The 15,702-nt window shown below is 71.4% G+C and carries 20 protein-coding genes; 11 read left to right on the top strand and 9 right to left on the bottom strand.

Annotated elements, in window-relative coordinates; translation table 11 throughout:
• The 4 genes from AB0F81_RS44980 to AB0F81_RS44965 all read left to right on the top strand — a co-directional run.
• A partial coding sequence (locus AB0F81_RS44980) for an aldehyde dehydrogenase family protein (RefSeq protein ID WP_360209344.1) occupies positions 1 to 1,201 on the top strand: 1,201 nt, incomplete at its 5' end.
• Between the two features lie 92 nt (positions 1,202 to 1,293).
• Entirely contained in the window at positions 1,294 to 1,986 is a 693-nt protein-coding gene (locus AB0F81_RS44975) for a nucleotidyltransferase domain-containing protein (protein ID WP_360209341.1), read from the top strand.
• A gap of 25 nt (positions 1,987 to 2,011) precedes the next feature.
• The gene (locus tag AB0F81_RS44970; protein WP_360209338.1) at positions 2,012 to 2,527 is read left to right on the top strand and encodes a DinB family protein; all 516 of its coding nucleotides are present in this window, start codon (positions 2,012 to 2,014) and stop codon (positions 2,525 to 2,527) included.
• Positions 2,528 to 2,563: 36 nt separating this feature from the next.
• Positions 2,564 to 2,857 (top strand): hypothetical protein, encoded by a 294-nt coding sequence (locus AB0F81_RS44965; protein ID WP_360209335.1) that lies wholly within the window; start codon positions 2,564 to 2,566, stop codon positions 2,855 to 2,857.
• On the opposite strand, the gene AB0F81_RS44960 is transcribed toward AB0F81_RS44965, so the two are convergent.
• The 5 genes from AB0F81_RS44960 to AB0F81_RS44940 all read right to left on the bottom strand — a co-directional run bounded on the left by AB0F81_RS44960 (position 2,854) and on the right by AB0F81_RS44940 (position 6,604).
• A complete protein-coding gene (locus tag AB0F81_RS44960; protein ID WP_360209333.1) occupies positions 2,854 to 3,684 on the bottom strand; it encodes a glycosyltransferase in 831 nt (276 codons plus the stop codon). The genes AB0F81_RS44965 and AB0F81_RS44960 overlap by 4 nt on opposite strands.
• Positions 3,681 to 4,637 carry a TIGR03557 family F420-dependent LLM class oxidoreductase gene (locus AB0F81_RS44955; protein ID WP_360209330.1) on the bottom strand — a complete coding sequence of 319 codons (957 nt, stop codon included), beginning with the start codon at positions 4,635 to 4,637 and terminating at the stop codon, positions 3,681 to 3,683. Before AB0F81_RS44955 ends, AB0F81_RS44960 begins: the two co-directional genes overlap by 4 nt.
• A 97-nt stretch (positions 4,638 to 4,734) precedes the next feature.
• A complete protein-coding gene (locus AB0F81_RS44950) occupies positions 4,735 to 5,364 on the bottom strand; it encodes a DUF3618 domain-containing protein (RefSeq protein WP_360209328.1) in 630 nt (209 codons plus the stop codon).
• Entirely contained in the window at positions 5,340 to 5,756 is a 417-nt protein-coding gene (locus AB0F81_RS44945; protein ID WP_360209325.1) for a phage holin family protein, read from the bottom strand. Before AB0F81_RS44945 ends, AB0F81_RS44950 begins: the two co-directional genes overlap by 25 nt.
• Entirely contained in the window at positions 5,753 to 6,604 is an 852-nt protein-coding gene (locus AB0F81_RS44940; RefSeq protein ID WP_360209323.1) for a hypothetical protein, read from the bottom strand. The genes AB0F81_RS44945 and AB0F81_RS44940 overlap by 4 nt, the downstream gene beginning before the upstream one ends.
• Positions 6,605 to 6,793: 189 nt before the next feature.
• Here AB0F81_RS44940 and folP point away from each other — a divergent pair, with 189 nt between their 5' ends.
• Entirely contained in the window at positions 6,794 to 7,660 is an 867-nt protein-coding gene (folP, locus tag AB0F81_RS44935; protein WP_360209321.1) for a dihydropteroate synthase, read from the top strand.
• 13 nt (positions 7,661 to 7,673) lie between these two features.
• Here the strand turns inward: folP and AB0F81_RS44930 are convergent, their stop codons facing one another.
• Positions 7,674 to 8,231 (bottom strand): TetR/AcrR family transcriptional regulator, encoded by a 558-nt coding sequence (locus AB0F81_RS44930; RefSeq protein ID WP_360209318.1) that lies wholly within the window; start codon positions 8,229 to 8,231, stop codon positions 7,674 to 7,676.
• Positions 8,232 to 8,315: 84 nt separating this feature from the next.
• Here AB0F81_RS44930 and AB0F81_RS44925 point away from each other — a divergent pair, with 84 nt between their 5' ends.
• Entirely contained in the window at positions 8,316 to 9,716 is a 1,401-nt protein-coding gene (locus AB0F81_RS44925; protein WP_360209316.1) for a DHA2 family efflux MFS transporter permease subunit, read from the top strand.
• A 94-nt stretch (positions 9,717 to 9,810) separates the two neighbouring features.
• On the top strand, positions 9,811 to 10,110 hold the full coding sequence (locus AB0F81_RS44920; RefSeq protein WP_360209314.1) for a hypothetical protein: 300 nt from the start codon (positions 9,811 to 9,813) through the stop codon (positions 10,108 to 10,110).
• 280 nt (positions 10,111 to 10,390) lie between these two features.
• Here the strand turns inward: AB0F81_RS44920 and AB0F81_RS44915 are convergent, their stop codons facing one another.
• A complete protein-coding gene (locus tag AB0F81_RS44915) occupies positions 10,391 to 12,184 on the bottom strand; it encodes a LamG domain-containing protein (protein WP_360209311.1) in 1,794 nt (597 codons plus the stop codon).
• A 127-nt stretch (positions 12,185 to 12,311) separates the two neighbouring features.
• Here AB0F81_RS44915 and AB0F81_RS44910 point away from each other — a divergent pair, with 127 nt between their 5' ends.
• Both AB0F81_RS44910 and AB0F81_RS44905 read left to right on the top strand, forming a co-directional pair.
• Positions 12,312 to 12,770: a hypothetical protein gene (locus AB0F81_RS44910; protein ID WP_360209309.1), complete on the top strand. Its 459-nt coding sequence runs from the start codon at positions 12,312 to 12,314 to the stop codon at positions 12,768 to 12,770.
• A gap of 41 nt (positions 12,771 to 12,811) precedes the next feature.
• Positions 12,812 to 13,582, top strand: a complete 771-nt coding sequence (locus tag AB0F81_RS44905; protein WP_360209306.1) for an LLM class F420-dependent oxidoreductase — start codon at positions 12,812 to 12,814, stop codon at positions 13,580 to 13,582.
• Between the two features lie 278 nt (positions 13,583 to 13,860).
• Here the strand turns inward: AB0F81_RS44905 and AB0F81_RS44900 are convergent, their stop codons facing one another.
• On the bottom strand, positions 13,861 to 14,217 hold the full coding sequence (locus AB0F81_RS44900) for a Uma2 family endonuclease (RefSeq protein WP_360209347.1): 357 nt from the start codon (positions 14,215 to 14,217) through the stop codon (positions 13,861 to 13,863).
• Positions 14,218 to 14,451: 234 nt separating this feature from the next.
• Here AB0F81_RS44900 and AB0F81_RS44895 point away from each other — a divergent pair, with 234 nt between their 5' ends.
• Positions 14,452 to 14,586: a hypothetical protein gene (locus AB0F81_RS44895; protein ID WP_360209304.1), complete on the top strand. Its 135-nt coding sequence runs from the start codon at positions 14,452 to 14,454 to the stop codon at positions 14,584 to 14,586.
• Here the strand turns inward: AB0F81_RS44895 and AB0F81_RS44890 are convergent.
• Positions 14,562 to 14,948: a hypothetical protein gene (locus AB0F81_RS44890; protein WP_360209302.1), complete on the bottom strand. Its 387-nt coding sequence runs from the start codon at positions 14,946 to 14,948 to the stop codon at positions 14,562 to 14,564. The genes AB0F81_RS44895 and AB0F81_RS44890 overlap by 25 nt on opposite strands.
• Positions 14,949 to 15,127: 179 nt before the next feature.
• Here AB0F81_RS44890 and AB0F81_RS44885 point away from each other — a divergent pair, with 179 nt between their 5' ends.
• Positions 15,128 to 15,658, top strand: coding sequence for a GNAT family N-acetyltransferase (locus AB0F81_RS44885; protein WP_360209299.1), 531 nt, complete (start codon positions 15,128 to 15,130; stop codon positions 15,656 to 15,658).
• Positions 15,659 to 15,702 lie beyond the last annotated feature (44 nt).

The following is a 15,702-nucleotide window of genomic DNA, read 5'->3' as shown; positions in this document are numbered from 1 at the left end:
GCACGCCGCCGCCGACGCGGTTGAGGCCGCCGCGGACGAACTGGCCGAGATCATGGCCGCCGAGATGGGCAAGCCGGTCGACGGCGCCCGCGACTCGATCGGCGCCGGCGTCGGCACCCTGCGCCAGTACGCCGAACTCGGCCCGGTGCACCGCGGCCGCGCCCTCGCCGGCAACGACGAGGCGATCGACCTGATGGCGTACGGCCCCCGCGGCGTCGTCGCGGTGATCACTCCGTGGAACGACCCGGTCGCGGTCTCCTGCGGACTGCTCGGCGCCGCCCTGGTCACCGGCAACACCGTCGTGCACAAGCCGAGCGAGCGCACCCCGGCCACCGGCTGGCGGCTCGCCCGGCTGCTCGCCCCGCACCTGCCGGAGGGCGTCCTGACGCTGGTCAACGGCGACGGTCCGGTCGGCGCCGCCCTGGCCGGCGCCGAGGTGGACGTGGTCGCCCACGTCGGCTCCACCGCCACCGGCCGGGCCATCGCCGCCGCGTGCGCGCGAACCGGCGCGAAGGCGCTGCTGGAGAACGGCGGCAGCGACCCGGTGATCGTCGACGCCGGGGTGGACCCGGCATGGGCGGCGCAGCAGGTGGCGCTCGGCGCGTTCGTCAACTCCGGGCAGATCTGCGTGGCCGTCGAACGGATCTACGCGCACCGCGACGTCGTGGAGCCGTTCCTCGAAGCGCTGGTCGCAGAAGCCGGGCAGTGGGCCGGGCAGATCGGCCCGCTGGTGGACCGGCGGCTGCGCGACGGCGTCGACGAGCAGGTGCGGGCGGCGGTCCGGGACGGGGCGCGGCTGCTCTGCGGCGGGACAGTCCCGGCCGGGACGGGCGCCTACTACCCGCCGACGGTGCTCGCGGACTGCACCGACGACATGACCGTGGTGCGTGAGGAGACGTTCGGGCCGGTCGCGCCGGTGGTCACTGTGGACTCGTTCGGATCGGCACTGGCGCGGGCGGCGGACTCGCCGTACGGGCTGGCCGCCACCGTGCTGACCACCTCGATGAGCCACGCCCAGCGCGCCTGGCGCGAGCTGCCGGTCGGCACCGTCAAGATCAACGCGGTCTTCGGCGGGGCGCCGGGAGGCGCCGCGCATCCGCGGCGCGGGTCAGGCCAGGGCTTCGGGTACGGACCGGAGCTGCTCGACGAGATGACCGTGACGAAAGCCGTCCACATCGAGGCGCCACCGTCCGGGTGGTGACGGCGCGGTGCCTGCGCGCACCGGCCTGCCATCACCGGGCGTGGGCCGAAATCGGCTTGCCCGCGTCGCGCCCGGGCGGTTAGACCTTCGGCATGGCCGTCCTGGACACCGTCCTCGCCCGGGCGTCCGCCGATCCGGCGGTGCGCGGAGTGATCCTCACCGGATCGCACGCGCGTGGCCTCGCCACCGCACACTCCGACGTCGACGTGACCATCGTGGTCGCCGGCCAGGAGGTGTCCTGGCGGCACCGGGTCCGCACCAGCGAGCTGGACGAGAGCGTGTGCACCGTTGACGCCCTCGCCGACACCTCCGTCCACTGGCGGCGCTACGGGTTCCGCGGTGCGCGCGTGCTCCTGGACCGGCTCGACGGTGAGATCGCCGCGCTGGTCGACCGGCAGGCGACGCCGACCGCCGAGGAGTCCGCCGAGGCCGCCCGCAGCATGCTGGACGCGTACGTCAACCAGCTCTACCGGGCCGTCAAGAACGCCCGCGACGGGTCACCGGAACTCGCCCGCCTGGACGAGATCGAAGCGCTGCCCTGGCTGCTGGAAACCGTCTTCGCCCTGCACGGCAGGCTGCGGCCGTACAACAGGTACCTGCCGTGGGAGCTGGCGAACCATCCACTGCCCGGCGAGTGGAACGCGGCGCTCGCCCCGGCCCGGCTGCCCACCAGCGCCCTCACGCTGTTCCCGGCGGTCACGGAACTGGCTCGGCAGCGAGGGCACGGCGACGTGCTGAGTGCCTGGGGATCCGACGTCGATCTCATCCTGGCAGCAGCGAGTTGATCGAACGGGGCCTACTGTGGGTCCGGTGCCCGACGTGTCCCCTGATCCATCGCCGGCTGACCCACAGTTCAGTGAGCCGCTGCGCGCCCAGTTCGACGCCTTCCTCGACGAGCATCGCGGCATGCTCACCGACTGCCTGGACGGCCTCACCGAGGAGCAGGCCCGCCGCCGGTTGGTGACCTCCCGGACCACCCTGCTCGGCCTGGTCAAGCACGCCACGGTCGTGGAGAAGGTCTGGTTCGACGAGGCGATCACCTGCCGGTCCCGCGCCGAGATCGGCATCCCCGCCGGAGCCGACGAGAGTTTCATCCTGAACGACGGCGACACCATCGCCTCGGTTCAGCAGGCGCACCGTGAGGCGTGCGAGGCGTCCCGCCGGGCGACCGCCCCGCTCGGCCTCGACGACGTCGTGCACGGCAACCGGCGTGGGCCGCTGCCGCTGCGCTGGGTGTACCTGCACGTGTTGCGGGAGCTGGCCCAGCACTGCGGGCACGCCGACATCCTGCGCGAGCAGATCCTGGCAATCATCCCCGGGGAATGATTCGCGGCCGCCCGCGCCGGACCGAGAATCCGGGCCATGGGCTGCTTGTTCGCACTTTTCGCCGGGGTGTTCCCGAGACTCGGCCTGCTGATCATCTGGATCGCCCGGCCGGCGATGGTGAACGCCGCGTTCGACACCTGGCTCTTTCCGCTGCTGGGGATCCTCTTCTTCCCGTTCGCCACCCTCATCTACGTGGTCCTCTACACGCCCGGGATCGGCCTGAACAGCTGGGACTGGTTCTGGGTCGTGCTGGCAGCGCTGCTGGACGTCGCGCACTGGGCGGCCGGCGCCACCCAGCGCAACCAGATCCCCGGTTACAGCCGGGGTTAGGCGCCGGCCAGCTTGGCCAAATCGGCCTCGACGTGGGCGGGCAGCCGCCGGCGGTGCCGCATCGCCCAGGGCAGCGCCCGCGCCACGTCCCATCCGGCCGCCGGGCATTCCCGCAGCGCGGACGCCAGCGTCCGGGCCACCACCGCCGGTGGACGGCGCAGCAGGGCGGTCAGCATCCGGTTGCGTGCCTCGATCCGCTGCCGGGCACCGCGGTCACGCCCGGCGGGCTGCGGGAAATGCCGCACGACCAGCGTCGGGTCGTAGCACAGCCACCAGCCCGCGGCGGCCAGGTCCATCGCCAGCAGCGCTTCCTCCCCGTACACGAAAAGGCGTGGCTCGAAACCGCCCACCGCGAGGAACGCCTCGCGCCGGACCACCACCGCGCAGGAGAGGAAGCCGAGGACCGAAGGTCCGGGCGCGCCGGGGGGCGTGCCGATCGGCGCGGCGGCCATGGCCGCCGAGACCGGGTCGAGGCGGCCCTCCGGGCCGATGAGAACCTTGGCGCTGACCAGTCCGAGCTGGTCATGGCGGTCCAGCAGTGCGGCGGCCCGGGCAAGTGACCCCGCAGACCAGTACGAGTCGTCGTCGGCGAACGCGACATACGGGGTGGCCGCCCGCCGCACGCCCTCGTTGCGGGCCGCGGCCCCCCGGTTCTCGCCGAGCCGCACCACCTCGACGGCGGGGAAGGCGCTCTGGATCGCCTCCGGCCCGCCGTCGTCGGAGCCGTTGTCGACGAGGATCACCGGGGCCCGGTGTTCCGGCAGTGTCTCGAAGAGCCGCTCACGCCGGTTGCGGGTCGCCACGACGACGGTGATCTGCTCGTTCACCGGGCGGTCAGCCGTTCACGCAGTTCCTTGGCGAAGAAGTCGAAGAAGCCGTCCGGGTCGGGGCCGACGTTCATCAGCACCACGTGGTCGTATCCGGCGTCCGTGTACTGCTTGACGGCTTCGGCGTACTTCTGCGGGTCCGGGCCGGCGGTGAACTGTTTCGCGACGTCGTCGAGGGTGACGGTGGCGGATGCGGCCTCGAAGTTGGCCGGGTTGGGCAGTTCGGACATCACCTTCCAGCCGGTGACCGACCAGCGGGCGGTGCGGTGTGCCTCGGCGAGCGCCGCCTCCTCGGTGGGCGCCCAGGCCACCGGCACCTCGGCATACTTCGGCCCGCTGCCCCCTGCTTCGGTGAACGTGGTGACCAGGTCGGCGCGCGGCTCGGTGGCGAACAGTCCGCTGCCGTGGGTGGCGGCCAGTTCGGCGGCGGCCTTGCCGCCGGCGGCGACCGCGATGTCCGGGAGCCGGTCCGGCAGGTCGAACACCCGGGCGTCCTCCAGCTGCAGGTATTTGCCCTGATAGGACTGGTAGCCGCCCTGCCAGAGCAGCTTGATGATCTCCAGCGCCTCGCGCAGCCGGTCGTGCCGTTCCCGGACGCTGCCGAAGCCCTGCCCGACCACGTGCTCGTTGAGCCGTTCGCCGGACCCGACGCCGAGCGTGAACCGGTTGTCCGAGATGATCGCCAGGGTCGCCGCGGCCTGCGCGACGATCGCCGGGTGGTAGCGGACGCTGGGACAGGTCACGCCGGTGGCGAGGCCGAGGGTGCGGGTCTGCACAGCGAGCGCGCTGAGCACGTTCCACGCGAACGGCGAGTGACCCTGCACGTCGAGCCACGGGTGGTAGTGGTCGCTGATCTCGACGAAGTCGAAGCCGGCCTGCTCGGCCCGGATTCCCTGGCGGATGAGCTCCTTGGGGTCGAAGGCCTCGGCGGCGAGCTTGTATCCGAGCTTCACGGTTCCGATTGTCATGGTGCTGGCGATTCCCGCGTGCCGCCGCCACAAACGCGAAGACGGGCCGGCCCCGCGGGCCGGCCCGTCTTCTCGGCGAGCGTCAGGAGGTCGCTGCCTGCTTGGTCTGGTCGCGGACGTCCTGCGCGTTGGAGGTGGCGGTCTCCTTGGTGGTCTGCGCGGCGTCGCGAGCGGTCTCCTTGACCTGCCCGGCAGCCTGCTGAACGGTGCCGCCCAGATCGTCCTTGATCTCGGTCGCCATGTCCTTCACCTTGTCGGTGAGTTCGCCGCTGTGGTCCTTGAGCTGCTGGCCGGCACGGCGCTCGGCGTCGGTCACCGGGATCAGCGAGGAGGCCAGCAGGCCGACGCCGAAGGCGATGATGCCGGCGGCGACCGGGTTGCCCTGGGTCTGGCCCGCGACGGCGCGCGGGGCGGAACGGACCGCGCCGGCGGCGTCGTGTGCCTTCTCGGTGGCCTTGTCACTGAGGTCCGAAGCCTTGTCACTCACCCGGTCGCTCAGTTCGGAGGCTTTGTCGCTGAGCTGCGACGTCTTCTCCTGAGTGGTGTACCGGGCCTGCTCGGTGCTGCCCATGACCTTCTCCTTCACCGCGGTCCAGCGCCGCCGGGCGACCTGGCGCGGGCTCGTCTTCTCAGCCAGCAGATCGACGTCACGCGTCAGCGTGGCCCGGGTGTTCTCGATGTCCTGCCTCAGCCGGTCGGGTTCTTCAGCCATTGGGCGTCCTCCTTGAGAGTTTCGGTGGTGCGGCGCGGCACCGGGTCGACGGTCTTGAGCTTCTTGCGGCCGTTGACGTAGAGAACGGCACCGATCGCGGCCCACACGACGGCGACGATGAACGCCGCCCACCCGAGCGGGATGACCTCCCCGAGGCCGAAGACCAGCGCGAAGCTGAACAGCACGATGGCCAGGTAGCCGGCGAAACCGGCGCCGCCGAGCATGCCCGCGGCCTTGCCCGCCTTGGTGGCCTCCTGGCGGATCTCCGCCTTGGCGAGGGCGACTTCCTGACGGAACAGCTGCGACAGGTCGTTGCTGATGTTGCCGATGATGTCGCCGATCGAGGTTTCGGCGACCTGCTCGTCGTGCTGATCGCGGTAGGGGGTCGTCATGACCGGCGCTCCGCTTCACCCGGCCGGTAGGTTTCCTCGACCACGGCGGGGGTGCCGGTGCCGGTGGCGGCGTACTCGGTGGTCACTGTCGTCGACGTGCCGGGGGCCGCCGTGGTCGCCGGGGTGACGTATCCGGCCTCGTATCCGGCGACGCGCTCGGCAGCCGGGTCGCCCAGGTAGGTCTCCTGCGTCCGCTGAGTGTCGTAGCCGGAGCGCGTGTCGTAGCCGGAGCTGAAGGTGTCGGTGTTCGGCTTGCCGGCGTTCTCGTCGGCCTTCGCGATGCTCTTGCCGAGCCGGCCCACGACGAAGCCGGCGGCCAGGGCGGTGGCCAGGAAGGCGCCGGGCCGGCGGCGGGCGAAGTCCTCGACCTCGCGCAGCACACCGTCCGGGCCGTGGCGGTCCAGGTAGTCGGCGAACTGGCGGCCGCCTTCGGCGACGCGGGAGACCACGGCGGCGGCCGGCGAGTCCTGCCGGTCTCCGCGCATCTCGTCAAGCTGGTCCGCGGCCTGCCGGATGCCTCCGACCAGGCGCTGGTTCTGGCCACGAGCCTGGTCGCTGAGCTTGCCGCGAACCTCCGAGGCCACGGTGCGTGCCTGGGTACGCGCTTCGGCACCCACCCGCTGCGCCTGCTCCTTGGCGGTGTCCTTGACGTCCGCGGCTGCCTGCCCGGCTGATTCACGGGCCTGCTCCGCGACCTGGCGCGGCTTCGACTGCTCCTCGCCCGCGGCGTGGCGCGGCTCGGTCACCGGGTACGCCGGGGTGGCGGTGGTGCCGGTGGCGGTGGGGTACTCGGGGTCGTAGGCCGACTGGGGCGGCACTCCGACCGGATCTGACGCACGGTCACTCATGGTTCCTCCAGGGGTGTTGGCCGATGTGCCCACGACCCCTGGCTACCCTGGGAACGGTCGGTCGATTCATCTCCTGTTGTGATGAATGGCGCGAAATCGCGATCTTTAAAATCCATCAACACGGGTAGGGCGTACTCCCGAGTCTTCTTCACGTATGGCCTCCCGGGGCCGCCTGTTAGGGTCCGTCCCGTGAGTGAGCACAGCGGCCCACGGGTCATCGGCGGCCGGACCTTCGATTTCTCCCGCCGGGTCGCCGTGATGGCGATCGTGAACCGCACGCCGGACTCGTTCCACGACCGTGGCCGCACCTTCGCACTGGAGAACGCCGTCGAGGCGGTTCGCGCGGCAGCCGCCGACGGCGCCGATTGGATCGACGTCGGCGGGGTGCCGTTCGCTCCCGGCCCCGAGGTGAGCGCCGCCGAGGAACTGGACCGGGTGCTGCCCGTCGTCGAGGCGGCCCGCGATCTGGCCGTGGTCTCGGTGGACACGTTCCGCCCCGAGGTGGCCCGCGAGGTGATCCGGGCGGGGGCCGGGGTCGTCAACGACACTTCCGGCCTGCGCGACCCGGCGATGGCCGACGCGGTCGCCGGCACCGACGCCCAGCTGGTGATCTGTCACAGCCTGGCCGCGCCGCGCACCCTCTATCCGAGGCCGGAGTACGGCGACGTGACCGCCGAGGTGAGCGCCTTCCTGCGGGAGAAGGTGGAGCTGGCGCTCTCCCGGGGTGTCCGCCCGGACCAGATCATCATCGATCCGGGCCACGACCTGAACAAGAACACCCACCACTCGCTCGAGATCACCCGCCGGCTGGACGAGATCGCCGCGATCGGCTATCCGATGCTGGCGGCGCTCAGCAACAAGGACTTCATCGGCGAGACTCTGGACCGCCCGCAGCAGGAGCGGCTGGCCGGCACCCTGGCCACCGTGGTCTTCTGCATCCTGCGCGGCGCCCGGATCATGCGGGTGCACGACGTGCGGGCCGCGGTCGACGCGATCCGGATGACCGAGGCGATGCTGGGCTGGCGGGAACCCGCCTACACCCGGCACAACATGTAGTCGCGGCTGCCTGTCAGGGGTTCTGCTTCCCGTAGGGCAGGGTGCCGAGCAGGTCGGTCATCCACGGCTGCGGCGCGACCGCGTCCGGGCCGAGGACCTGCATCGCGCCGAGCACGGTGATCAGCATCCCGGAGGCGAAGAAGTCCCGCGCCTCCTCGGCTGACGCCCCGGTCAGCTCCCGGACCAGCAGGTACAGCTCGCCGTAGCACCGCCGGACCGCCTCACCGAGGGCCGGGTCGGCGGCGGCCGCGTACCCGTGCAGCAGCACGACCAGCAGGTCGCGCTCGGCCAGCAGCTCCTTGTACGCCATGCCGAGCCCGTGCAGGGTCGGGTTCTTCGCCGCCGCGGCGAGCCAGATCTGCCGCACCCGGTCGGCCGCGTGACCCACGGTCGCCAGGAACAGCTCCTGCTTCGAGCCGAAGAGCCGGATCACGTACGGCTGGGAGACTCCGGCCAGCCGGGCGACCTGGTCGGTCGTCGTCCCCGCGTATCCCCCTTTGGCGAAGGCGCTGACGGCGGCCGCCACGAGCTGGGCGTGGCGTTCCTGTGCGGTGAGGCGGATCCGGGTCACGTTGACAGGTTATCAGCCGATGCTTACCGTACTTAGTTATCAGTGGATAACAACTTTGCGCTTCGCAGCCTTCAGGGGGAAGTAGTGACCGCACTCGCGTCCAGCCCGCCGACCGGGGCCCGGCCCCGGACCCGCCCGTTCGGGCTGGTGATCGCCGCCGTCGGCATCCCGGCCTTCATGGGAGCGCTGGACAACCTCGTCGTCAGCACCGCCCTGCCGGTCATCCGCACCGAACTCGGCGCCTCCATCTCCGACCTGCAGTGGTTCGTCAACGCGTACACCCTGCCGTTCGCCGCCTTCCTGCTCACCGCGGCCGCGCTCGGCGACCGCCTCGGCCGCCGCCGGATGTACCTGGCCGGCATCGCGATCTTCACCGCCGCCTCGGCCGCCGCCGCGCTCGCCACCGAACCCTGGCAGCTCACCGCGGCCCGCGCCGTACAGGGCCTCGGCGGTGCGGCCATCGCACCGCTGTCACTGACGCTGCTCGCCCAGGCCGTCCCCGATCGGCTGCGCAACGCCGCGATCGGCATCTGGGGCGGCATCACCGGCCTCGGCGTCGCCGTCGGCCCGGTCGTCGGCGGCGCCGTCACCGAGGGCCTCACCTGGAACTGGATCTTCTGGGTCAACGTCCCGATCGGTGTCGCCGCGCTCGTCCTGGCGGCCACCGTCCTCGGCGAGTCGCGCGGCGGCGCCCGCCGGCTCGACCCGTTCGGCCTGGCTCTGTCCGCGAGCGGCATGCTGCTGCTGGTCTGGGGTGTCGTCGACGGCCCGGAGAAGGGCTGGACCACCGGCAGGGTGCCGGTCATGCTCGGCGCGGGCGTCGCGCTGATCACCGGGTTCCTCTTCTGGCAGAGCCGCAACCGTACGCCGATGCTGCCCCTGCGCCTGTTCCGGTCCCGTTCGTTCAGCCTGGTCAACGTCGTCACGCTGACCTTCTCGGCCGGCGCCTTCGGTGCGGTGTTCCTGCTCGCCCAGTTCTTCCAGGTGGTGCAGGGCCTCAGCCCGCTCGACGCGGGCCTGCGCACCCTGCCGTGGACCGCCGCTCCGATGGTGGTGGCGCCGCTGGCCGGCATCTTCGGCGCCCGGATCGGCATGCGGAACCTGATCGTCGCCGGTCAGGTGTTCCTGGCCGCCGGCATTCTCTGGATCGGCCTGGTCACCACGACCGACGTCACCTACGGCCGGCTGGTGGGCGCTTTCCTGCTGGCCGGTGTCGGCATGGGCCTGACCTTCGCCCCGATCAGCACGGTCACCCTGGCCAGCGTCAGCGAGACCGACCGCGGTGTGGCCTCCGGCGCCAACAACACGATCCGCGAGTTCGGTGTCGCGGCCGGTGTCGCCGCCCTCTCCTCGATCTTCAGCACGTACGGCGGGTTCGCCTCGCACCAGGACTTCGTGGACGGCCTGGTCCCCGCGGTCCTGACCGGCGCGGCGATCCTGGCGGTGGGCGCCCTGGTGGCCGCGCGCCTTCCCCGGCAGGGCTGATTCTGCGGACAGTGCCCGTCCCTGGCCGAGCCGGGGAGGACAGCTCGACTCGATCCGGTCGATCCGATCGACGCCAGTCAACGTTCATAAGAGCGTGAGGCACTCATCAGCGGTTGAGACAAGACGACATGTCGCGGCGATCGCCGCCGCCACGGTTCTCGCACTGGCCCTGGCACCCGCGCCGGCATCGGCATCGGCACCGGCGCCGGCGCCGCCGTCCGGGGACCGGGCAGCCCTGCGATCCACCTCCACAGCGGACGCCCCGGCCGACGCCGACCCGGCCCGGGACGGCGGCGAGCCGGTGGTGTGGCTGCTCGTTCTCGGCGGCGTGGCACTGACGGTGCTGGTCGGCGCGGCATTCTGGAGCATCCGCCGGCGCCCGCCGACGGCGTGACCGAGCCCGCGTACGACCCCTGACCGCCGCCGGGAGTTAACGAGTCGCTCATCGGCTGTTGCACTCGCGCAACATGGCTGCAACGATGACCTTCAATTCCGCGCCGCCGAGGGTCACCCCGGAGAGGCCGGCGCCGTCCTCGCCGGTCCGATCCGCCCCGGGTTGCCCCGCTCCCCGGCGCCGCGGGAGCATCGCCGCCCTCCCCGGGGCGGTGCGGAAGTGGCGTGTGCCGGACCTCCGACCGGCACACGCGCTCCCGTCCGGGCCGCCGCCGCGCCCCTCAGCCGATGTGCACCCAGACGTCGTCCAGCGAGCCGTGGAACTGGTCGTTGTTGGCGCCCACGCCCTTGCCGCCGACGGTGAACGGCTGCCCGGTCTCGACCGCCAGCCCGACCGGCACCGCCACGCTCGACTCGAGGCGGTCGTCGACCAGGATGGCCAGGGTCGGCCCGGTCCGCCGGCACTCCAGCGAGTGCCATTTGCCGTCGGCCACCGACGTGCGGCTGCGCGCCACGTACACCGTGGTGCCGACCTTGTCGCTCATCCCGCAGCTCGGCTTGCCGGACAGCCCGTCGACCTGCAGCTTGTACTGGCCGCCGCCGGTCGAGTAGCCCTTCTGCAGGATGTTCTCGCCGCGGCCGGTCTCCGCCGGGGAGAGCAGCACGCCGGCCCCGTAGCGGAGCGGCCGGTTGCCCGGGTTGAGGTCGGGGGTGTCGCCGGCCTGGAGGATGAGCCGCGGGCAGGCTTCGCCCGCGCACTTCTCCGGGAAGCTGAGCGCCTGCCCGGTCCCGTGCGGAATCAGCCTGGGTACGCCGCCGTTGCGGGTGACCGCCCGCAGCAGGTGCCCGTGGCCGGAGCCGTCGTCGAAGGTCCCGTCCGCGATGGTGGTGTCGAAGTTGTACGCCGCCACGTGATCGCTGGCCGCCGCCTCCTCCCGGGGCGTCACCCCGGTGAACGCCACGTACCGCTTCCGCCCCTGCCCGGCGACCGTGGTGAAGTCCCCCACCGCGCTGATCGCCCCGAGCGGAGCGCTGGCGGCGAGCTGCCGCGTCCCGGCCACCCCGTTCGCCTGCGGGGACCATTCGAGCAGGTTGCCCTCCCGGTCGACGGCCGCGAGTTTGCCGCGCACCACGGACCCGTCCGTGCAGATGCCGCGGGCACCGTTGTTGGTGGTGGTGCAGGCCTTGTCGAAGTGCCCGCCCACGTAGATCACGTCGTCGAGGACGGCGACCGCCTGGGCGTCGCCGTCGAACACCCGGGTCCAGCGGGTCTGCCCGGTCCGGGTGTAGGACACCGCCCGCCCGCCGAGGCCGCCGAGCGCCGCGTACACCCCGTCGGCGTGGGCGGCGAGCGCGAACACCTGCGACACGGGTTTCGGGGTGAAGCCCCGGTCGAGGACGCCGGTGACCGGGTCGACGGCGCTGAGCCGCAGGGTGGAGCTGACGTCGTTGGTGCGGTGGAACCGGCCGCCGAGGTAGACCCGGTCGCCGGTGACGGCGAGGGCGTTCACGGTGTCGTCGGTGGTGGGCGCCCAGGCGTCGAGGGCGCCGGTGGCGATGGTGAAGGCGGCCAGGTTGGACCGGGGCACCCCGTCGACGGAGCTGATCCGGCCGCCGACGTAGAGCTTGCCGTTGCCGGTGGCGAGCGCGTTCGGCTGGCCGAGCACGGCGTGCCGCAGGGAGGTGAGGACGCCGCTGGTGGCGCCGATGCCGGCGATCGCGTCGCGGGTCTCGCCGTTGATCCGGTCGAAGTCACCGGCGGCGTAGACGACGTCACCGTCGACGGCGAGGGCCCGCACGTTGGCGTCCGCGGTGGGTTTCCAGTCGAGCAGCGCGCCGGTGCGGGCGTCGAGCGCGGCGAGCCGGGTCCGGGGCACGCTGCGCCCGTTCACCACGGCCTTGGTGAAGTTGCCGCCGACGTACACGGTGTCGCCCCGGTAGGCGACCGCGTAGACGGGTCCGTTGAAGGACGGGGAGGTGACCGGGTCGGAGGAGACGATCTCGGCGAACGCGGTGCCGCCGGCCGCGACGAGCATCGTCGCGATCCCGACGATCAGCCCCCGCCGGACCAGCATTCTACCGTTTTTGGGGTTATGGGACACATTGCTACCTAACTTCCCGCTCCCGCAAAGGTGTCGGACCACCCGTCCGGCGAGGGACTATGCTCCCCCGACGTACCGTCGATCGACGAAAGGGAATGCCGTGCCGCGACGTCGCCGCAGGACCGCCCTGGGCAGGATCGTCCTCGGAACTGCCGTGCTCGCCGCCTGCCTGCTGGCGGCCACCGGCTGCGAGATCGAGGTCGCGCCAGGTTCGCTGCCGGTCCCGGTGAGCATCGCGCCGGCGCCCTCCGCCTCCGCCGGTCAGCCGGCGTACGTGTGCAGCGCCGTCCACGGGGTGCTCACGTCGGGCGCGCTGCGTCTCGCCGAGTACGCGACCGGCGACGGCGCCGACGCCCGCGCGGGTATGCAGAGGACGTTCGCCGAGATGGCCGGCCAGATCACCACCGCCGGCGAGCAGAGCACCGACCCCGCCCAGCGACAGGCGGTCGACGCGATCGCCGGCGACCTCACCCGGGCCTCCCGGTCCGGCGACCCGGAGGCGTTCCTGAACGGCGAGTTCACCACGATCGCGCAGAAACTCGACGGCACCTGCGGCTGACCACCACCACCGGCGGGCTCCGCACCCGTAAGCTCCGCTGCATGATCGATAGGCCGGTTCGGATCGCCCTGCAGTTGCAGCCGCAGCACATGGATTACGCCACCATCCGCCGCACCGCGTCCGAGGCCGAGGACCTCGGCCTGGACGTCCTCTTCAACTGGGACCACTTCTACCCGCTCAGCGGCGAGCCGGACGGTCTGCACTTCGAGTGCTGGACCATGCTGGCCGCCTGGGCCGAGTCCACGTCCCGGGTCGAGATCGGCGCTCTCGTCTCCTGCAACAGCTACCGCAACCCGGACCTCCTCGCTGACATGGCCCGCACCGTCGACCACATCTCCGAAGGCCGCCTGATCCTCGGCATCGGCTCGGGCTGGTTCGAACGCGACTACACCGAGTACGGCTACGAATTCGGCACCGCCGGCGGCCGCCTCGACGACCTGGCCACCGCGCTGCCCCGCATCGAGTCCCGCTGGGAGAAGCTGAACCCGAAGCCGACCCGCGACATCCCCGTCCTGATCGGCGGCGGGGGCGAGAAGAAGACCCTGCGCCTGACAGCCAAGCACGCGAACATCTGGCACAGCTTCTCCGACCCGGAGACCCTCGAACGCAAACTCGGCATCCTCGGACAGCACTGCGCCGACGTCGGCCGCGACGTCTCCGAGATCGAGATCTCGGTGGCGGGCAAGACCGAGGACCGGGACCGGATGTACGAGCTGGGCGCCCGGTTGTTCACCATAGGAACCGGCGGCCCCACCCCCGACCTCACCGAGCTCCGCGAGTTCCTCGCCTGGCGCGACAAACTCAACGCGTGACCACCGCGGCGAAGGGCTCGTCAGCAGTACGTTGATCAGCCCTTCGCCGACTGCCGGATCGCGCGCGCGGCCGCGTTCCCCACATCCGGGACCAGCGCGAACATCGCTTCCGCACGGCGATCCTGAAGGTCACCTTCTTCGTCGCGCACCTCCGTGGCCTTCGGGAGCAGCCGCCGGGCGGCGTTTTCCTGCGGGCCTTTCGGCAGACAAATTTCCGCCTAGTGCCTTTCTGGCGTACCGCACCGGGCCAGACGGCAATTCCAGCCCGAACTTGTTGATCATGGCTTGGAGTATGCCGTCCTCGATCCGGCGTCAGTGCCCTCGCCAACCTCTCCGACACCGAAGCCGTCGAACGCCAACTCGGCATCCTGCGCGACCGCTGCAAGCCGGCGCCAATAGAACTGGATCCCGGCTCTCGCATACTGATCGGCCTTGACGATCCGGTCGGTCGTCTCCGAACCAGGAGAAACCACCTCCACAACCAGGAGCACATGCTCGGGCCGTGTCGGAGTGACGTCGATGGTGTCCGCCCGGTAGACCGTCACGTCGGGACGACGGTTGTTCAACGGCACGTCCTGGAGCCGGACGTCGAAGTCAGTGTCAGCGTTCCAATCGGGGCCGGCAGCAGAGTCCAGGGCATTGGCCAGAAGTCTGGCCAGGCGGTTGTGCCGTTTGGAGGCGCGGGCTCACGAGGACCATCCCGTCCACGATCTCGATACCGGCGCATTGCTCCGCTGTCCACGTCGCGTATTGCTCAGCCGTGACCTGCTCGTGCATCCAGGCCGGTGCGACCATCTCGGCAGTCATACACACCTCCCGCATGATGCTCGGCTGTCGGCCCAAAGACACCGTGACGCCACTCCGGCGCGGTGGCACACCACCGCCAGACCGAGAACCGCGACAAGATGTACGACCTCGGCGCCCGCCTCTTCACCATCCACACCGGCGGCCCCGCCGAGCTGGTGTCGCCCTGCGCCGGTCAGTCCTCCGTGCTGCTGCGGTAGACGGCGCCGGTCGTCGGTTCGGCCCACGAGCCGGCCGACGGCAGCGCCACCCCGCGGGCCGGCGCGTCGATCATCTGCTCGAACTGGCTGTCGATCTCGGTACGCAGCACCGCCATCGCCACCGTCACCGACTCACGGATCGCCACGCACGTCTCGCAGCCGGCACGGCACCACTGGTGCGCCGCCGCCACGTTGATCAGGGCGATGTGCAGTTCGCGGATCTCCCGGGCGTGCCGTCGCCGGCCGGAGGGCTCCAACCTGGCCGCCGCCGCCGCGATGGCCTCCTCCTCGACCTGGTAGACCCGCGCGGCCTGGCTGGTGAACCAGATGAAGTCGTCCTGGCTGATCACCGAGACCGGCACTCGCGTGAGACACGTGAAACGCTCAGCTCCGCGGACATGGACCCTCCCCCGACGCGTGCCATGTTCCAAATCCGTGTTTCGGCGAGGTGAGAGACGCTAACCGGGGCACCCGATCATGGTCAATACGCTGGTCGTCCACCCGGGACGCTCCGATGGGGCAAGCTGATCACGTGCATCCGGTGCGGACATTGATGACGGCGGACCTGACCGGCGCCGAGCGGAGCGGGATCCGGCGACTGCTGGACCTGTCCTTCGACGGCGACTTCGGTGACGAGGACTGGGATCACGCGCTCGGCGGCGTGCACTTCCTCATCGCCGAGGACGGCGTGCCGGTCGCGCACGCCTCGGTGGTGCAGCGGCGCTTCCTGTTCGAGGGACGTTCGTGGCGCTGCGGTTACGTGGAGGCGGTCGCGGTGCATCCGGACCGGCAGCGGCGCGGGCTGGGCGTGGCCGTGATGGCGGCGGCCGAACGGGTGATCGACGGCGGCTACCAGCTGGGCGCGCTCTCCACCTCCGACGCCGGGCGGGCGCTGTACGTGGCCCGCGGCTGGACCCCCTGGCCCGGCACGACGGCTGTGCTCGCGCCGTCCGGAGTGACCCGCACCGAGGAGGACGACGACGCCACCTTCGTCCGGGAGGTGCCGGGCGGCGCACCGCTGCACCGCGCCGGGACGCTGATCTGCGACTGGCGCGACGGCGACGTGTGGTGACAGGAACCTACTGATGGGGCCGGCGCCGCGTACGTCCCCGTGGC

The sequence above is a fragment of the Actinoplanes sp. NPDC024001 genome (genome assembly GCF_040638955.1).
Taxonomy (GTDB): domain Bacteria; phylum Actinomycetota; class Actinomycetes; order Mycobacteriales; family Micromonosporaceae; genus Actinoplanes.
The sequence above is the reverse complement of the archived record's forward strand: the minus strand, read 5'-3'. Positions and strand labels throughout refer to the sequence as shown.